General features: G+C 73.9%; 8 protein-coding genes and 2 pseudogenes. 6 read left to right on the top strand and 4 right to left on the bottom strand.

Annotated elements, in window-relative coordinates; all coding sequences use genetic code 11:
• The first annotated feature begins 32 nt into the window (after positions 1 to 32).
• Both OYE22_RS04935 and OYE22_RS04930 read left to right on the top strand, forming a co-directional pair.
• Positions 33 to 1,586 (top strand): APC family permease, encoded by a 1,554-nt coding sequence (locus tag OYE22_RS04935; protein WP_277319258.1) that lies wholly within the window; start codon positions 33 to 35, stop codon positions 1,584 to 1,586.
• A gap of 242 nt (positions 1,587 to 1,828) precedes the next feature.
• The gene (locus OYE22_RS04930; protein ID WP_277319257.1) at positions 1,829 to 3,760 is read left to right on the top strand and encodes a primary-amine oxidase; all 1,932 of its coding nucleotides are present in this window, start codon (positions 1,829 to 1,831) and stop codon (positions 3,758 to 3,760) included.
• 278 nt (positions 3,761 to 4,038) lie between these two features.
• Here the strand turns inward: OYE22_RS04930 and OYE22_RS04925 are convergent, their stop codons facing one another.
• Entirely contained in the window at positions 4,039 to 4,476 is a 438-nt protein-coding gene (locus OYE22_RS04925; protein ID WP_277319256.1) for a (2Fe-2S) ferredoxin domain-containing protein, read from the bottom strand.
• Positions 4,477 to 4,825: 349 nt separating this feature from the next.
• Here OYE22_RS04925 and OYE22_RS04920 point away from each other — a divergent pair, with 349 nt between their 5' ends.
• Entirely contained in the window at positions 4,826 to 6,085 is a 1,260-nt protein-coding gene (locus tag OYE22_RS04920) for a glycoside hydrolase family 6 protein (RefSeq protein WP_277319255.1), read from the top strand.
• A gap of 252 nt (positions 6,086 to 6,337) precedes the next feature.
• Here the strand turns inward: OYE22_RS04920 and OYE22_RS04915 are convergent, their stop codons facing one another.
• The 3 genes and pseudogenes from OYE22_RS04915 to OYE22_RS04905 all read right to left on the bottom strand — a co-directional run.
• A complete protein-coding gene (locus OYE22_RS04915; protein WP_277319254.1) occupies positions 6,338 to 6,478 on the bottom strand; it encodes a hypothetical protein in 141 nt (46 codons plus the stop codon).
• 195 nt (positions 6,479 to 6,673) lie between these two features.
• Complete coding sequence (locus tag OYE22_RS04910; protein WP_277319253.1) at positions 6,674 to 8,617, bottom strand: galactose oxidase-like domain-containing protein; 1,944 nt, start codon at positions 8,615 to 8,617, stop codon at positions 6,674 to 6,676.
• Positions 8,605 to 10,452: pseudogene (locus OYE22_RS04905) on the bottom strand (cellulose synthase catalytic subunit); the annotation flags it as partial. The pseudogene OYE22_RS04905 and the gene OYE22_RS04910, both read right to left, overlap by 13 nt.
• A gap of 1,253 nt (positions 10,453 to 11,705) precedes the next feature.
• Here OYE22_RS04905 and OYE22_RS04900 point away from each other — a divergent pair.
• The 3 genes and pseudogenes from OYE22_RS04900 to OYE22_RS33375 all read left to right on the top strand — a co-directional run.
• Positions 11,706 to 13,121 (top strand): glycosyltransferase, encoded by a 1,416-nt coding sequence (locus tag OYE22_RS04900; RefSeq protein ID WP_277319252.1) that lies wholly within the window; start codon positions 11,706 to 11,708, stop codon positions 13,119 to 13,121.
• On the top strand, positions 13,118 to 14,890 hold the full coding sequence (locus OYE22_RS04895; protein WP_277319251.1) for an exopolysaccharide biosynthesis polyprenyl glycosylphosphotransferase: 1,773 nt from the start codon (positions 13,118 to 13,120) through the stop codon (positions 14,888 to 14,890). Before OYE22_RS04900 ends, OYE22_RS04895 begins: the two co-directional genes overlap by 4 nt.
• Before the next feature lie 2 nt (positions 14,891 to 14,892).
• Positions 14,893 to 16,122: pseudogene (locus OYE22_RS33375) on the top strand (O-antigen ligase family protein); the annotation flags it as partial.
• Positions 16,123 to 16,741: the final 619 nt, after the last annotated feature.

Below are 16,741 nucleotides of genomic sequence, written 5' to 3'. Positions count from 1 at the left end.
CCCGCACTCCCCGTGGAAAGGACCGCTCCGCCATGAAGACGGGTAGCCCGCGCGGGCGAGCGGCCACCGCGGCCGAGGGGCGGGGGCGCGCCCTGCGCGCGGGCCGCGTCGGCACCACCGGGCTCCTGTTGTCCGTGGCGGCGGCCAGCGCGCCGATGATGGTCGTGGCCGGCGTTATGCCGACCACCTACGCGGTGCTGGGCACCGTCGGTCAGCCACTGCTCTTCGTGCTCCTGGGCCTGGTGCTGATGTTGTTCAGCTTCGGCTACGCGGAGATGGGCCGGCACGTGCAGAACGCGGGCGCCTTCTACGCCTACATCGCCCGCGGGCTCGGCGGCACCGTCGGCGCCGCCGCGGCCGTGCTCGCCCTGGTCGCGTACAGCACGTTGCAGGTCGGCATCTACGGCCTCTTCGGGTTCGAGGTCGCCGGGCTCGTGGACGAACACCTCGGCGTGCGCGTCGGCTGGTGGGTCCCCGCCCTGGCCGGCGTGGCGCTCGTCGGGACGCTCGGCTGGCTGAGGGTCGACCTCAACGTGCGGCTGCTCGGCGTCCTGCTCGTGGTCGAGGTGGCGTTGGTGGTGACGTTCGTCGTGGTCGGCGTCGGCGACCCGGGCGTGGACGGCCTCTCCCCGGCCGCCTTCGAGCCCGACACCCTCGCCGGCGCCGGGCTCGGCACCGCGCTGTGCTTCTGCCTCGCCTCCTTCACCGGCTTCGAACAGGCCCCGGTGTACGCGGAGGAGACCACGCGGCCCCAGGCCGTCGTCGCGCGGGCGATGTTCCTCGCCGTGGGCCTCGCCACCCTCCTCTTCGCCCTCGGCTCCTGGGCGCTGGGCGTCGCCGCCGGCCCCTCGCGCGTGGTGGAGCTCGCCGAGGCGCAGGGCCCGAACATGCTCTTCGCCCTGACCGAGGATCGTTTGGGTGGCACGTTCACCAACGTCATGCACGTCTTCTACGTGACCGGTATGTTTGCCGCGATGCTCAGCTTCCACAACGTCGTGGCCCGCTATGCCTTTGCCATGGGCCGCGAGGGATTGTTGCCTTCCGTATTCGGCCGCACCGGCAAGTTCAGTGGTGCACCCACCTATGGGTCCGCACTTCAAACCTCCTTTTCCGTGGCAGTTGTTGCCAGCTTCACTCTCGGTGACGAAACGGGCTTCGGTGACCCGACCGTACCGGTGCTGCGCCTGTTCACCTGGTGCGGCAACGTCGGCGCGCTCGGCGTCATGGTCCTGATGGCGACCACGAGCGTGGCCGTCGTCGCCTTCTTCGTACGCCGCGGCGCCGCCCGCCCCCAACTGGCACGTATTGCCTGCTCAGGGATTGCCGCCGGGGTGCTGATAGCGATCATCTGCTACGCCGTCAAGGACTTCGACGTGCTCCTCGGGGCCGAGCCGGACTCCGCCCCACGCTGGGTGCTGCCCGGCGTCGTGGGCGCCACCATAGTGATCGGAATTGGTTACGGATGGTTGCTGCGGATAGCGCGGCCCGCCGTGCACGCCGAAATAGGTAGGGGCAATCACGCGTTCCAATTGGAGAAGGTCGCGACCGCTCCAGGGAAGGCGAATAAGCCCTCCACCGCCGCGTGAAAACGCCTTAGTCGCTCGACGCGCCACCACCACCGTCCCGCGCACCCGATAAGCCATTCCCCGACCGGGCCGTGCGACTTTTCCGCATGCCCGTTTCACGACACCGCCACCGAGTCGGCGCACCGGCCCGTGGCTTACCCGTGCCGTCATCCGACGGCACCTCCATGCCGTCATCCGGCGGCACGGACACCCGCGACGCACGCTCGCGACCCGCGCGCGTGACGCACATGAAGGAGACCCGCATGACCTGCTGCGAATCCTCGGTCTCGGACGCGAAGGCACTGGCGCACCCGCTCGATCCGCTGACCGCACAGGAGATCGCCACCGCCCGGCGCGTCCTCGCCGAGGCGGGCAAGATCACCGACGACACCCGGTTCCCGCTCGTCCTGCCGCACGAGCCCGACCGGCACACCGTCGCCTCGCACCGCCCGGGCGACCCCGTCGTGCGCCGGGTGCGGGTCACCCTGCTCGACCGGGCCAGCGGCGTCGCCGCCGAGGCCATCGTCGACGTGACCGCCGAGGCGCTCCTCTCCTACCGGCCCCTGGACGCCACGAAGGAGGGGCAACCGCCCATCCTCTTCGGCGAGTTCGACCTCTGCGACGAGATCGTCAAGAACGACCCGGGCTGGCAGCGCGCGATGGCCGAGCGCGGCATCACCGACACCAGCCTGGCCGTCGTCGCCCCGCTGGCCGCCGGCGACCTGGTCATCGACGGCGAGCCCGGGCGCCGCCTGCTGCGCTCGCCCACCTACCTGCGCTGCTCCAACTCCGACAACGCCTGGGCGCACCCGGTGGCCGGACTGGTCGCCGACGTGGACGTCATCGAGCGGCGCGTCGTACGCCTGATCGACACCGGCGCCGTGCCCGTGCCCACCGAATGCGCCCGCTACGAACCGGAGTTCACCGGACCGCCGCGCACCGACGTGCGACCGCTGCGCATCACCCAGCCCGACGGTCCCTCCTTCCGCCTCACCGGGCACCGGATCGACTGGCTGGGCTGGAACATGCGCATCGACTTCAACGGCCGCGAGGGCCTGGTGCTGCACGGGATCTCCTACCGCGACGGCGACCGCGAACGCCCGGTGCTGCACCGGGCCTCGCTCGCCGAGATGGCCGTCGCGTACGGCGAGGCCGACGAGGCCCGCAACTGGGTGGCCTTCCTGGACGGCGGCGAGTACACCCTCGGACGCAACGCCAACGCGCTCCAGCTCGGCTGCGACTGCCTCGGCGAGATCCACTACCTGGACGCCGTCGTCGCCGACGACTTCGGCAACCCCGAGACGCTGACCAACGCGATCTGCATCCACGAGGAGGACATCGGCCTGCTCTGGAAGCACACCGACATCTTCAACGAGATGGCCGCCCACAGCCGCCGCGCGCGACGGCTGGTCATCTCCTACATCGCGACCGTCGGCAACTACGACTACGCCTTCTACTGGTACTTCCACCAGGACGGTTCCATCGCCTTCGAGGTGAAGTCCACCGGCATCGTCCAGACCACCGCCGTGGAACCCGGCACCGGCTCGCCGCACGGCACCGAGATCGCGCCGGGCCTGGTCGCCCCCTACCACCAGCACCTGTTCTGCGTACGGCTCGACGTGGCGGTGGACGGCGACCGCAACTCCGTGCACGAGGTGGACGCGGTCCCGGTGCCGCCCGGCCCGGCCAACCCCAACGGCAACGCGTTCACCATCCGCACCACGCCCCTGACCGACAGCGCCGACGGCGCCCGACTCGCCGACCCGACGACGTCCCGACACTGGCGGATCTCCAACCCGTCCGTACGCAACCGCGTGGGCCAGCCCGTGGCGTACGCGCTGATCCCGCAGCCGAGCCCGGTCCTCCTCGCCCAGCCCGACGCGGCGGTCACCCGCCGGGTCGCGTACGCCACCAAGCACCTGTGGGTGACCCGGCGCGCCGATGACCGGCGCTACCCGGCGGGCGACTACCCCAACCAGCACCCGGGCGAGGCCGGCGTCCCGCGCTGGACGCGGGCCGGCGAGTCGCTGGAGGACACCGAACTCACCGTGTGGCACACCTTCGGCCCCACCCACCTGCCGCGGTCGGAGGAGTGGCCGGTCATGCCCGTCGACCACTGCGGCTTCACCTTCCGCCCCACCGGCTTCTTCGACCGCAACCCCGCCCTGAACCTGCCGGCCGAGCAGAAGATGTAGGCACGACCTCGCTGTTCATGGGAGCGCTCCCATGAACGACAAGTGGAGCGATAGCTGACAAAGCGCGCGGTGTGCACCGCGTACCGCCGCGCACCATCTGCCATCGCGTACCACCGCGCACCACGACGCACCGCACGCCGTCGCGGCTCCCGGGCCGCGACGGCGTGTGCGCGCGTGTGCGCTGACCGCGCGGCCGGGCGCGAGTGAGCGTACGTGGGTGTGGGTGGATGGATGCGAGGCGGCGGGCGCGTGGCCCGGGCCGTCGGCCCTTCAGGGCGTCAGTCCTCCAGGGCCTCGCGGACCCGGCGCGAGACCGTGAAGGCGTAGAGGTCGAGCACGCCGGGCGGTTCGGCGAGGCCCGGGCCGCCCGCGCGCAGCCAACTGCCGATGTCGGCCAGCGCGTCGTCGTCGTTCACCAGCCCGAGCCACACCGGCCGCCCGCCCGCCGCCCGACCCTGTGGCGAGGGCTGCACGACCATCACGTTGGCCTGGTCACACACGTCGAGGCAGTCCGAAGCGCGCACCGCCGCCGAGGCTCCCACCGCCTCACGCAGCCGGGCGATCTGCCCGGCGTGGTCGACGCCGGGCACCTTGCGCGCGTCACCGCAGCAGCAGCCACGGCAGACGGTCACCTTGCAGGCGGTGGCGGCGGCCCGGGGGGCCCGGGAAGCGGCGCGGCGAGCCTCGGGGGCGCGCCGGTCGGCGTTGGACGTCATCCGACCGATGGTACGCGGCGCCGCTGGTCAGCAGGGTGAGACGCCGGCCACGTCCGGCCACCCCCGACCAGGGGCGACCACCCGGGCTGGAGCGCTTGGGCTGGAGCGCCTGGGCGACCGAAGCGTGAGGGGCCCGCGGCCCCGTGCCGTACGGGCGCGCTCGCCGCACCGAGCGCGGCCACGAGGCCGCCGCCGCTCGCCCGGGCGCTGCCCCCCTCCGATCGGCCCTTTGGCGGGCACCCGAGTGACGACCGGCGCGAGCCCGGGAAGGGTTGAGGTTCCGTCACGCCGATCGGGTCGCCCGTGCGGCGGTGTGCGGCCAGCCCGCGTGCGAACAAGGGAGTCCCAGGTGAGACAGGTAGACCGGCCTCGGCCGTCGGCATGGCGCGGTGCGGCGGCGGCCGGCGGGATCGCGGCACTGGTCCTCGCGCTCGGCGGCTGTCTGCCGCACGACGTGGCAGCCCCGGCACCGCCACCCGTGGCCGACCCGCACCCGGCCGCGGCCTCCGCCCCGCAGCCCGCCGACCCGCGCCCGAACACCCCCGCCCCACCGCCCGCCGACGGCCCGACCGACGCCCGCCCGACCGCCCCAGCCGATCGGCCCGACCAGGCCGACCCAGCGCTGCGCGCGGAGCGGACCGAGGACCCGGGCCCGGACTGGACCCCGAACCCGGGCTGGGACTCGGACCCGGGCTGGAACCCGGATCCGGACCAGGATCCGGACGGCCTCTCGGGTGAGTTGTGGCACGACCCGAGCAGCGCCGCGGCCCGCCAGGTACGGGCCTGGCGCGCCGAGGGCCGGTTGGCCGAGGCGAGGCTGCTCCGGGTCCTCGCGGACCAGCCGACCGCGGAGTGGATCGGCGACGAGCCGCGACAGAAGGCCCACCGCGTCACCGAGTCCGCCCGGGCGAGCGGGCGGATGCCGGTACTCGTCGGCTACCACATCCCGTACCGGGACTGCGGCAACCACTCGGCGGGCGGCGCGCCCGACGGCGCCGCCTACCGGCGGTGGGCGCACGACCTGGCCGCCGGCATCGGCGACCGCGAGGCGCTGGTGATCCTGGAGCCGGACGCGGTGGCCCAGGTGGTCGAAGGCTGCGTACCGGCCGAACTACGCGGCGAGCGGCTCGACCTGCTCCGGCACGCGGTGGTCACGCTCTCCGGGCTGCCGGGGACGCGGGTCTACCTCGACGCGGGCAACGCGGGCTGGGTCCCCGACCCGGCCCGTCTGGTGCCCTCGCTCCAGCGGGCCGGCATCGCGTACGCGGACGGCTTCGCGCTGAACGTGTCCAACTTCCACACCACGCGGACAAGCGTGGACTACGGCTACCGGCTCTCCCACCTCCTCGACGGCGCCCACTTCGTCATCGACACCTCCCGCAACGGCCGCGGCCCCGCGGAGGACGACGGCCTGGGCGACACCTGGTGCAACCCACCCGGCCGAGCCATCGGCCAACCCCCGACCACCCGAACCGGCCGCCCCCGCGTGGACGCCTACCTCTGGATCAAGCGCCCCGGCGAGTCCGACGGCACCTGCCGCGGCGGCCCACCGGCGGGACAGTGGTGGCCCTCCTACGCGCTGGAGCTGGCGCGCAACGCGGGCGGGTAGCCGCTGCGCGGCGGGCGGACCACAACCACTGGTGCGCTGTTTCGTTAGGGTTCGCAGGATGCCCGGCTCGGCGCGCGTGCGCCTTGTCGGGCGGAAGCGTGCCCCGCGAAAGCGGGGGTGCTCCCGATTCGGTGGGCGTACCGCCACCTGGTGCCTAGCCGCTCCCCGCGACTGCGGGGCTCACTGCCATCGGACGCCTACTCGACTTCGCACGGAGGCCGAGTAGGTCCGTTGGGTTGCGGACAACTTCCGCTAGTTCGCCGCGTTCGCCAACCCGATGGCGAGGGTGGTCAACAGGGCGAGTACAGCGATGGCCATGGCGATGAGCTGCAGCGCAACCTGCCGAACTTCGTGCTGTGGCCAACGTCGCAGCACGTAGTTGAGCAGCTTCATGAACCAATTCATGGGGGTTGCCCCTTACGCGTTCCGCGCGCCCGTCGCGGGCACGTACCGCTGTGGAGAACGCGCGCGAGCGGGGCAGGTCACGCCATTCTTCCAACGATTCAGTGGGAAGGGCATGCCGAGGCCACGCCGCGGCGCCCCGGCCGACGAGGTCGGGGCGCCGGGTGACGCGTGGTGAGGTGGAGGTCAGGGCAGGTGGACCCACTTGGCGACGGAGGGGACGCCCTCGGAGTTGGTGACGAAGAGCATGTACCAGCCGGGCGGGGTCAGGGTGCGGTCGTCGGGGATCGAGAGGGTGACCGAGTCCTTGTGGTGCTTGACACCGAGTTGGATGGAGCGCTGCTCGACGTCCGTGGTGTGCGTGACGGCGCTGGGCCGCATGAGCTTGGCGTGGGTGACGCGCTCCGGGTGGCGGGTCTGGAAGGTGGCCCGGCCGCCGCGTCGGAGTTCCTTGGGGCCGGCGCCGAGCGCGGGGCGGTCCTTGGCGTACAGGTACGGCGGGCTGTAGATCTCCACCCGGCGCTCGAAGGTGCCCGGCTGGGTGTTGGCCCGGTCGGCGTAGAGCGGGTCGGAGCCGAAGGTGGCGACCCGGCCGTCGGGGAGCAGCAGCGCCGACGAGTGGTAGTTGCGGCCCACGGTCGGGTCGGCCGCCTTCTCGAAGGAGTTGGTGCGCGGCGAGTAGATCTGGGCCTTGTGGACGTCGCTGTCGCCCTTGCCCCGGTAGTCGCTGGAGCCGCCGGTGGTGAACACCGTGTCGTCCGGCAGGATCACGCTCGACAGGTAGCGCGTGCCCTGCGGCAGGTCGGGGCCCTTGACGTAACGCTGCGGGCTCTTGTTCAGGTCGACGACGGCCGTACGGGGCGTGGACTTCTTCGACTCCCCGACGCCGCCCCCGCCGAGGATCATCACCTTCTGGTCCTGCGCCGGTGGCAGGAGCACCGAGGTGGAGGTCTCGGTCTGGTCGGTGTCGGTGAGCCCGGGCACCCGCTGGAAGGTGTTGCGGCGCAGGTCCCACAGGCCCGGCACGCGGCCCTTCTTCGCCGGCCCGTAACCGGCGTTGGAGCCGGAGTAGAAGAGTTTGCCGCCCTTGGTGAGGAAGAGCGCCGGGTAGGTCGGGAAGTAGCGGCGTGGGGCCTTGGACCACTTCCTGGTCTTCGGGTCGTAGATCTCGTTGATGCCGTTGATGATCTGGCCGACGTCGTCCAGGCCGGAGACGGCCAGCACCCGCCCGTCCCCGAGGGTGACCAGCGTCGGGTACCAGCGGCTCTCGTCCATCGGGTCGACCGGGATGTAGCGCTCGGACTCCGGATCGAACTCGTAGGCCGCGTTGATGCCCTGGTAGTCCTGCTTGTCGAGGGTCATGGCCTGTGCCAGGCCGTAGACGTCCCGCGCCGCCTGGCCCGTGAGGCCCTTGATGGCGTACTGCGCGGGCTTGCTCCGGAGGCCGGACTTGCCCTTCTTCACCGACTCGACGAAGACCCGGGTCTCGCTGGCGACGACGGTGACCTCGCCGCCCTTGCGCTTGCCGTTCTTGTCCTTCTTGGGCACCTTCTTGGCGGCGTCCACGCGGAAGGCGCGGGTGGCCCGGTAACGCTTGCCGTCGGGGGCGCGGAAGACGGTGCCCTTGGCGAAGCGGCGGGCCCGGTCCGGGTCCTCGTTCTTCACCAGCATCGGACCGGCGGCCCGCTCGACCTCGCCCTCCAGGACCTCGTAGCGCGCCGTGCCGCCGGCCACCAGCATGTTGCCGCCCGGCAGTTGCGAGTGGCCGCCGCAGAACAGGTCCTCGGGCGTGGGGATCAGCTTGAAGGTGTCCTTGGCCGGGTCCCACAGCAGGGTGTCGAACGTCCCGGCGTCGAACCGCTTCTGGTCGTTGCCCGAACCGGCGATCAGGAGCACCTTGCCGGAGCGCAGCAGGGCCGCGTGGATGGCCCGCACCCGGTACTTCTCCGGCACCGAGAGCAGGTCCCAGTGCCCGTACTGGGCCTTGTAGCCGGGTTGGTTGATCTTGTACGCGTGGTAGGTCCGCTCCGCGTAGCTCACGGCGGCGGGGGCGTTGAGGCCGGCCAGTACGACCATGGCCGTGACGCCCATGGCGGTGGTCCGGGCCCGTGGGGTGATCATGTAGCGCACAGCGAGTCCTTGTCTGCCGTCGTGACGTCTGCCGTCGTGACGTCTGCCGTCGCGGCGTCTTGCGCCGTTGCCGTGGTGGTGGTCCTGGGCGCCTCCGTGGTGGGTGTCGGGGTCGCGGAACTGTCGGCGCGGGCCGCCGGGAGGGTGGCGGCGCCCGGCCGTGGGGCGCGCCGCTCGCGCAGCAGCCCGCCGTACCACAGTGCCGGCGTGGCCAGGCAGAGCAGCACCGCGAGGAACGCCCAGACGCACATGGCCACGTGGGTGTGGCCCAGGAACGGTGCCGCCAGGAGCGAGCCGCCGAAGACGACGGCCCACAGCAGGTGGATGCGGAAGGTGGCCAGCCGGTCGGGGCTGGACGAGTCGCCCTTGGGCGTCACCACGAACCGGCTCTTGCGCCGCAGCACCGCGTCGCACAGCGACTTCGCGTAGATCGGCGCGGAGATCGCCGAGAGCGCCATGCCGGCCGTGCCGGAGGAGCCGCTCGGCTCGTGCGGGCTGACGTTGTGCTTGCGGTTCCAGATGTACAGGCCGATCTGGAGGGCCGCCGCGTCGCTGTAGAGCATCAGCCAGATCTCGGAGGAGATCTGGACGCCCGACGCGCCCAGTCCCAGGAACAGGGTGCAGGAAAGGGCGGAGAGCATCCAGTTGAGCGCGGACATGGGGTAGAAGGTGACCAGCAGCGAGTAGTTGAGCAGCTTTCCCGGGGGCAGCGTGGGAATGCCGCGCCAGTACTGCTTGAGCACCGTTTCGTACGTGCCCCGGCTCCACCGCAGTTGCTGGGTGAAGAAATCGGTCCACGCGGTGGGACCCTCGCCGACGGCCAACACGTCGGGCGTGTACACCGAACGCCATTTGTTGCCCGTCTCCGGATTGCGCGTACGGTGCAGTTCGAAGCCGGTCGCCATGTCCTCGGTGATGGAGTCGTACAGCCCGCCGATGCCCTTGAGCGCGCTGATGCGAACGGCGTTGTTGGTGCCGACGAACATGGCCCCGTCGTAGGCGTTTCCGGCGCGCTGGATGAGCGCGTGGAAGAGGAACTGCTGGCTTTCCGCCGCCTTGGTGACGGCCGCGTCGTAGTTCCCGTAGACCTGCGGGCCGACGACGAACGCGACGTCCGGGTCGCGGAAGTAGCCGAGCATGCGCTCCAGGAAGTTCGGCAGCGGCACGTGGTCGGTGTCCACGCACGCCATGAATTCGTAGGCGTCGCCGTGCGCGTCCAACCAGGAGTTGTAGTTCCCGTGCTTGGTCTTGGCCCGGAAGGCGCCCGTGGGCTGGTTCCAGCGGGCCACGCCCTTGCGCGAGAAGTGGCGTACGCCGAGTTTCGCGCACAGCTCCTTGATCTCCGCGTCGTCACCCTCGTCGAGCAGCCACACGTCCACGAGGCCCGGGTGCCGCAGCCGTGTCGCCGCCTCGAGCGTGGCCCGTACCATCGCCACCGGCTCCTTGCCGGGGACGAAGCTGGTCAGGAACGCCACCCTGGTGCCGGGCGCGGCGGGCACCGGGATCGGGTCCCGGGCCACGAGCGTGGCATGGGCGTTGGAGACCACCGTGAACAGCCGAAACACCTCGATCAGCCCGATGGCCACCAGCATCACGGTGTCGGCCGCGGTCTCCCACCAGGAGACGTAGTCGCGGTGCACCCAGTGCTCCGGCCGCAGCAGCCAGACCAGCAGGATCGCCGAGACGGTGGGCGCCGCCGACAGCAGCAGCGCGGCCCGCACCCGGTGCGGCTCCTGGGCCAGCAGGCTGCGGTAGCGCACCCGGTACGGGGCGTCCGCCGCCGGCTCCGTCAGCGGGCCCGCCAACTGGCTGTAGCGGTCGTAGTCGTAGCGTGGCGCGGGGGTTCGCTCGGGGGGCTGTGCGGGGGGCTGTTCGGAGGGCGAACCCCCCGCGTCGCCGCCGGTGCGGCTGGTATCGCCCGTGTTTCCCGCGTCGTTCGCGCCGTCCGTGTCGTCCGTGTCGTCCGTGCCGTCCGTGTCGTCCGCGCCGTCCGGGCTTTGTGCGTTGTCCGTCGCGTTCGGGTCGCCGGCGTCGTTTCCGGCATTGGTGTTTCGCGCGCCGTCCGATGGGGGCGGGTCGTCCGTGGCGGGTGTGTGGTTCGGGTCGGCCGTGTCGTCCGGGTGCGTTTTCTCCGCGCACGGGTGGAATTCCGCGTCGGTGGTTTGCGCGCGGGCGGATTCCGTGTCGTGGGAATCCGCGTCCGTCGGTGTCGTACCGGCCGAGTTCGCGTCGCTGGTTTCCGCGTCGCCGGTTTCCGTGTTGCTGGTTTCCGGGTCGCTCGATTCCGCGGTGGCCGGTTCGGTTTGCCGGTCGGTCGTGTCGTCCGCCTGACCGTGGGTCGGGGCGGCTTCCTCGCGCGTGGTCGCGGGGGCGGGGGCAGCGTCCTGTGCCGTCGCGGGTGGCGGTGGCTGGTGTCCGGGGTCACCGCCGCCACCAGCGGCGACGGGTTCGACCGGGGGGCCGGTGTCGGCTGGTGGGCTGGCCCCGGTGGGCTTGTTGACACCGCTGGAGTCGACGGGTTCGCTGGCGCTGCGCCGGGCGGCCCGGGGCGCGGCCTTGCCGCCTTTCGCGCGCGCGGCGGTGTGGGTGGCGCCCGCCTTTTCGCTGGCGCGGGCGGATTCGCCGGCTTCTCGCTTACGGCCCCCGCGCACCTTCTTCTTGGGCCGGGGGACGGCATCGTTTTTCCTGGCATTTTTCGCTGACGCACTGACACGGCTGTACGCAGCCAACGCGGCCTCCCGCAGAAACGAGCCACGAGCTACCTCGCGGCAGCGATAGCCCATTTGGTCTACTCGTCGTCTCATTCGACAGAAAAGGACCGTAACAACGACGTGGCCGGGATCGGCTTATATCGGATGATCGGCGCGCCGTGCTCTCGGGCGCTAAATGAGTGAGGAACAGAAAGTCACACTGTCGGCCTATCTGCGCGCGTCTCGCGTGAATTGGTTTTGGCTTTCTGCCATGGTGTGGCCCCCTCAGCTCCGTACATTCCGGAGCCACGCCACCGCTGAGAACCGCTGTTGGGGAGCCGTGCGTGCCGCAAGACAATCACCCGCCACGAGACGACCGCTCGCCGCGCGGGGGCCAGATGCCGAGTAGGGGCTCCGTGCCGGGCCGGCGCGCGGTCCCCGGCGCGAACCGGGCGCCCGGGCAGGGCGCCGGCGCGCCGCTGACGGTGCTCCACGTCTCCCAGCCGGTGTCCGGCGGGGTGGCCCAGGTGGTCACCGATCTCATCCGTGGTCAACGCGCCGACGGGCTGCGCCCGGTGCTCGCCTGCCCACCGGGCGGCACGCTGGCCGCCGCCGCCGCGGCGGCCGGGGCCGAAGTGCTGTGCTGGCCGGCACGCCGCGCCCCCGGGCCCGGGCTGGTCGCCGAGACCGCGCGCCTGGCCCGGCTCGTCCGCGAGGTGGACCCCGACCTGGTGCACACGCACAGCGCCAAGGCCGGCCTGGCGGGGCGGCTCGCGGTGCGCGGCCGGGTGCCGACGCTGCACCAGCCGCACGCCTGGTCCTTCGACGCGGCCGACGGCGTGCTGCGCGCCGCCGCCGTGAGCTGGGAGCGGTACGCCGCGCGGTGGGCCGCCCGGGTGGTGTGCGTGAGCGGGGACGAGCGTCGCCGAGGCGTGGCCGAGGGGATCGCGGCCCGCTGGGAGGTGGTGCCCAACGGCGTGGACACCGACCGCTTTCCGCCGGCCGACGCCGCCGCGCGGCGCGCGGCCCGCGCCGCCCTGCCAGCCCTGCGCGACGTGCCGGCGGACGCGCCCCTCGTGGTGTGCGTGGGGCGGCTGTGCCGACAGAAGGGCCAGGACGTGCTGGTGGCGGCGTGGCCCCGGATCGCGGCCCGGGTGCCCGGCGCGCATCTGGTCCTGGTCGGCGACGGCCCGGACGCCGCCGCCCTGCGCGGCGCGGCGCCGCCCGGCGTCCGCTTCGCCGGCGCCACGCGCGACCCCGCGCGCTGGTACGCCGCGGCCGACCTGGTGGTGCTCCCCTCCCGCTGGGAGGGGATGGCCCTGGCGCCGCTGGAGGCGATGGCCTGCGGCCGGCCGGTCGTGCTCACCGACGTGACCGGCGCCCGCGAGAGCCTGCCACCCGGCCACGCCCCGCACTGCCTGGCCCCGCCCGCCAACCCGGGCGCGCTCGCCCGCACCGTCGCCGCCCTGTTGGCCGACCCGGCCCGGCGTGAGCTGCTCGGCGCGCGGGCGCGGCGGCACGCGCGCGAGCGCCATGACGTACGCCGCGTGGTGGCGCACATGGCGCGGGTGTACGCGACGGTCCTCGGCCAGCGGCCCGAGCCGGCGGCTCGGCTCGGCGATCCACCCGGTGGCGCGGCGCGCGACCGGTTGGCCGCCGGCGGGGCCCGGCCGCGCGCGGTCGCGGATGGCGCGGACCCGGTGCGTACGGCCTCGGGCCGCGCGGGGCAGCGTACGGCCGCCGGTCCTACGACGGCGGGCGGGGCGGGCGCGGGGGCCGGGGGCGCCGGTGGGCCGGGTGTGGGCGGGTCATGACGACGGAGAACGTGGAACTGTCCGACACGGTTGGCGGGCTGGACCAGTTGACGGCCGACCGCCAGCCGACGGCGGCCGTGTGCGCGCCACGCGGCAGCCAGGGTGAGCCGGCCGTCCGTCGGCGGCGCGCCGCGACCTGGCGGCACCTGGCGCCGCTGGCCCTGTTCGCCGCCGACGGCGCGGCCACCGTCGGCGCGCTGCTCCTGGCGGACGCGGACCAGGCCGCGCGGGCGGTGGCGCCCGCGCTCGGTGTGCTCGTCGCCCTCAACGCGCACGCCGGCCTCTACCGTCCCGGGCTGTCCACCGCGGCCCTGGACGAACTGCCGTCACTGCTCTGGCACACCGTCCTCACCTGGTGCGTGGTGACCACCGGGCTCGTCGCCCTCGACCAGCCGGGCGCCGCCCGGTGGGGGCCCCTGCTCGCGCTGCTGGCCGCCCACGCGCCGCTGCTGTGCGCGGCGCGGGCCACGGCCCACCTCGCGCTGCGCCGGCAACGACGCCGTGCGCCGTGCCCCGCGCTCGTGGTCGGCTCGGGTCCGGTCGGCGAACGGGTGTTGGCCACCCTCGTCGCCGCCCCCGGGTACGGGCTGCGCCCGGTCGGCCTCGTGGCGGCGGGGCCAGCCCCCGTACCCGCCGGCCCGCTGACGGCGGGCGCCGCCACCACGGCGCCCCTGACCGCGGCCGCGCCGGCCACGGCCGGCATCGCCACCGGCACGCTGACCTCGGGCGCCCTGTCCGGGCCGGGCGCCGGACCGCTCACCGAGCCCGAGCCGCCCACCGCCCCGGGCCCCGGGACGGCCCGCGACGCCGGCCCGGCGCCCAGCGCGCCGTCCGGCTCGGTGCCCGGAACCGTGGTCGGCTCCGCGGCCGGCGTTGTGCCGGGCCCGGCGCCGGGGGCCACGCCAGGGGGCGTGGCGGACGCCGGGGCTGGACCCGGGGTGCCGGTGCTCGCCGGGCACGAGGACATCAGCCGGGCCATCGCCCAGCACGGCGTACGCGCCGCCGTCCTCACCCGGACGCCGTGGGAGGACCCGCAGGTCGCGGCGTTGCTCGGGCTGTTGCGGGAGCGGCGGTGCACCGTGTGGCTGGTGACCGCCGAACCCGATCCGGCGCTGGCGCCCGCGCGCTCGGCGGTCCCCGACCACCTGTGGGGCTTCGCCTGCCGGCGCCTGGCGCCACCGCCCCGGCACCGGGTCGCCGCCATCGGCAAGCGGGCGCTGGACGTGTGCGCCGCGACGCTGGGGCTGGTCGCGGTCGCCCCGCTGCTCGCGGCGTGCGCGCTGGCCGTGCGCTGCTCCGACGGGCCCGGGGTGCTCTTCCGGCAGGAGCGCGTGGGGCGTGACGGCCGCCCGTTCGTGGTGCTCAAGTTCCGTACGCTGCGCAGCGACGCGTTCGAGTCGGCCACGCGCTGGAGCGTCGCCGACGACCAGCGGATGAGCGCCGTGGGGCGCTGGCTGCGCCGCACCTCGCTGGACGAGCTGCCGCAACTGTGGAACGTCCTGCGCGGCGACATGAGCCTGGTCGGTCCGCGCCCCGAACGCCCCTACTTCGTCCGGGAGTTCAGTCAGCGCTACCCCGCCTACCGGGCCCGGCACCGGATGCCCGTGGGCATCACCGGCCTCGCCCAGGTGCACGGGTTGCGCGGGGACACCTCCATCGAGGACCGGGTGCGCTTCGACAACCACTACATCGAGACCTGGTCGCTGTGGCAGGACGTACGCATCCTGCTGCGCACGGCGGGCTCCCTCTTCCGCTGCGGGGGGAGCTGACGATGGGCCAGGGCGCCGGCCCGGCGGCGACCGACCGCGCCGCCGCGCCCCGGAGCGCGACGTACGGAGCGCGGAACCCCGCGCGCCCTCACCCGCCGCCAACCCCCGGCCCTCAGACGCTCGCCCATGGGATGCCCGTCCACGAGGCGCCCGCTCACCGGGCGCCCGCCCACGAGGTGCCCGCTCACCAGGCGCACGCTCGCCGGGCGCGTGCCGCGCTGCGCGCCGTGCCCTGGCCGGTGCTGCCCGCCGTCGCCACCGTCCTGTTGCTGTGCCTGCCCGGCCAGCGCGGCGACGTCGGCGGCGGCCCGCACGTCACCCCCGCCGACCTGGCGTCGGCGGGACTCGTCGGCTACTGCGCCCTGCGCGTACTGCGGGACCGCGCGCGTCCGCTGACCCGCACCGCGGCCGTGGCGCTCGGCGCGCCCGCGCTCGCCGTGGCCGTCGCGACCGTGGCGGCCGACGACCCGTCATCGGCGCTGGCCGGCTTCGCGCGCTGCACACAGATCTTCGTGCTGGTGCCGGTCGCGGTCGTGCTGCTGCTCCGCTCCCGCCGCGACTTCCGCTGGGTGGCCGGGGCGGTGGTGGTGCTGGCCGTGGTGCAGGGCGCCGTGGGCGTACGGCAGTACGTCACCGCGACCGGCGCCTCGTACGCCGGACGCGACGTGCGCGCGGTGGGCACCTTCGGGCCACTGGACGTGATGGCCATGGCGACCACCGTGGGGTACGGGGCGGTGATCGCCCTGAGCATCGGCCTCGCCCTGCCGCCGACCCGCACCGGCGCGCGCTGGCCCCGCCGCGCGGCGCTGTGCTGCGCCGCCGCGCTGCTGGTGCCGCTGGCGCTGTCGTTCAGCCGGGGCGCGTGGATCGCCACCGCGTGCGCGGGCACGGTGGTGCTGTTCCTGCACGGGGCGCGCCGCGCGCTGCGCGTCATGGCGGTGCTGGCCGCGGTGGCGGTGCTGGCGGTGTGCGGGCTGGGAGCGGGCTCGGGGCTGATGGCCGAACGGCTGGACAGCATCACCCGGGTCTCGGCGGCGCCCGACCGCTCGGTCACCGACCGGTACAGCCTGTGGGCCGCCGCCACCGACATCTGGCGCGACCACCCGGTGACCGGCGTCGGCCCCAAGGGCTTCGCGGCACACCGCGACGGGCACGCCTCGATCGGCCTGTCGGCGGCCAGCGACACGGCGGGCGCGGGCCACACCTTCCAACGCGAACCGCTGCTCTCGCCGCACAACATGTACCTGCTCGTCCTCAGCGAACAGGGCCTCGTCGGCGCCGTCGCCCTGCTCGGCTGCTGGTCGGCCCTGCTGCTGTGCGGTCTGACCCGGCTGGCCGCCCTGCGCCGAGCGCGGCGGACGCCCCTCCCGTGGCAGGCCGCCGCGCCCCCGCCGGACGCCGCACCGGGGTCCGCCGGGGTGCGGCGCGGTGAGACCGGCTTCGGCGCGACCGGCTTCGGCGCGACCGGCTGTGGTGCGGCGGCCGTCGGCCTGCTGGTCTGGCAGGCCGTGGACTTCCTGTACGCCGACATCGGCGGCCCCACGACCGTGTTGACCTCGGTGGTACTGGGGCTCGCCGCGTGGTGGGCGCTGTCACCGGCCGCGTCACACGAAGCGCCGCCGCCACCCGGCGAACGGGCGCCCACGGCGTCCGAGTCCGGCTCGCCCCGGGCCGGGCACCGCCCCCCGTACGCCCGCCCCACCCCCCCACGCCGCCGACCCGGTGCGCCCGTGCGTGCCCCCGCCGCCGGGGCCGCCCCCGTCGCGCCGGGCGACCGCGCCGCGCGGCGGCCCGCACGCCCCAGCCGAGGAGGCGCGCCGATGAGCGACCCGCACCGCACCCCGGGCCGGG

Source organism: Streptomyces sp. 71268 (assembly GCF_029392895.1).
Lineage (GTDB): Bacteria > Actinomycetota > Actinomycetes > Streptomycetales > Streptomycetaceae > Streptomyces.
Note: the sequence above shows the minus strand (reverse complement) of the source record. Positions and strands in the feature narration are given on the sequence as shown.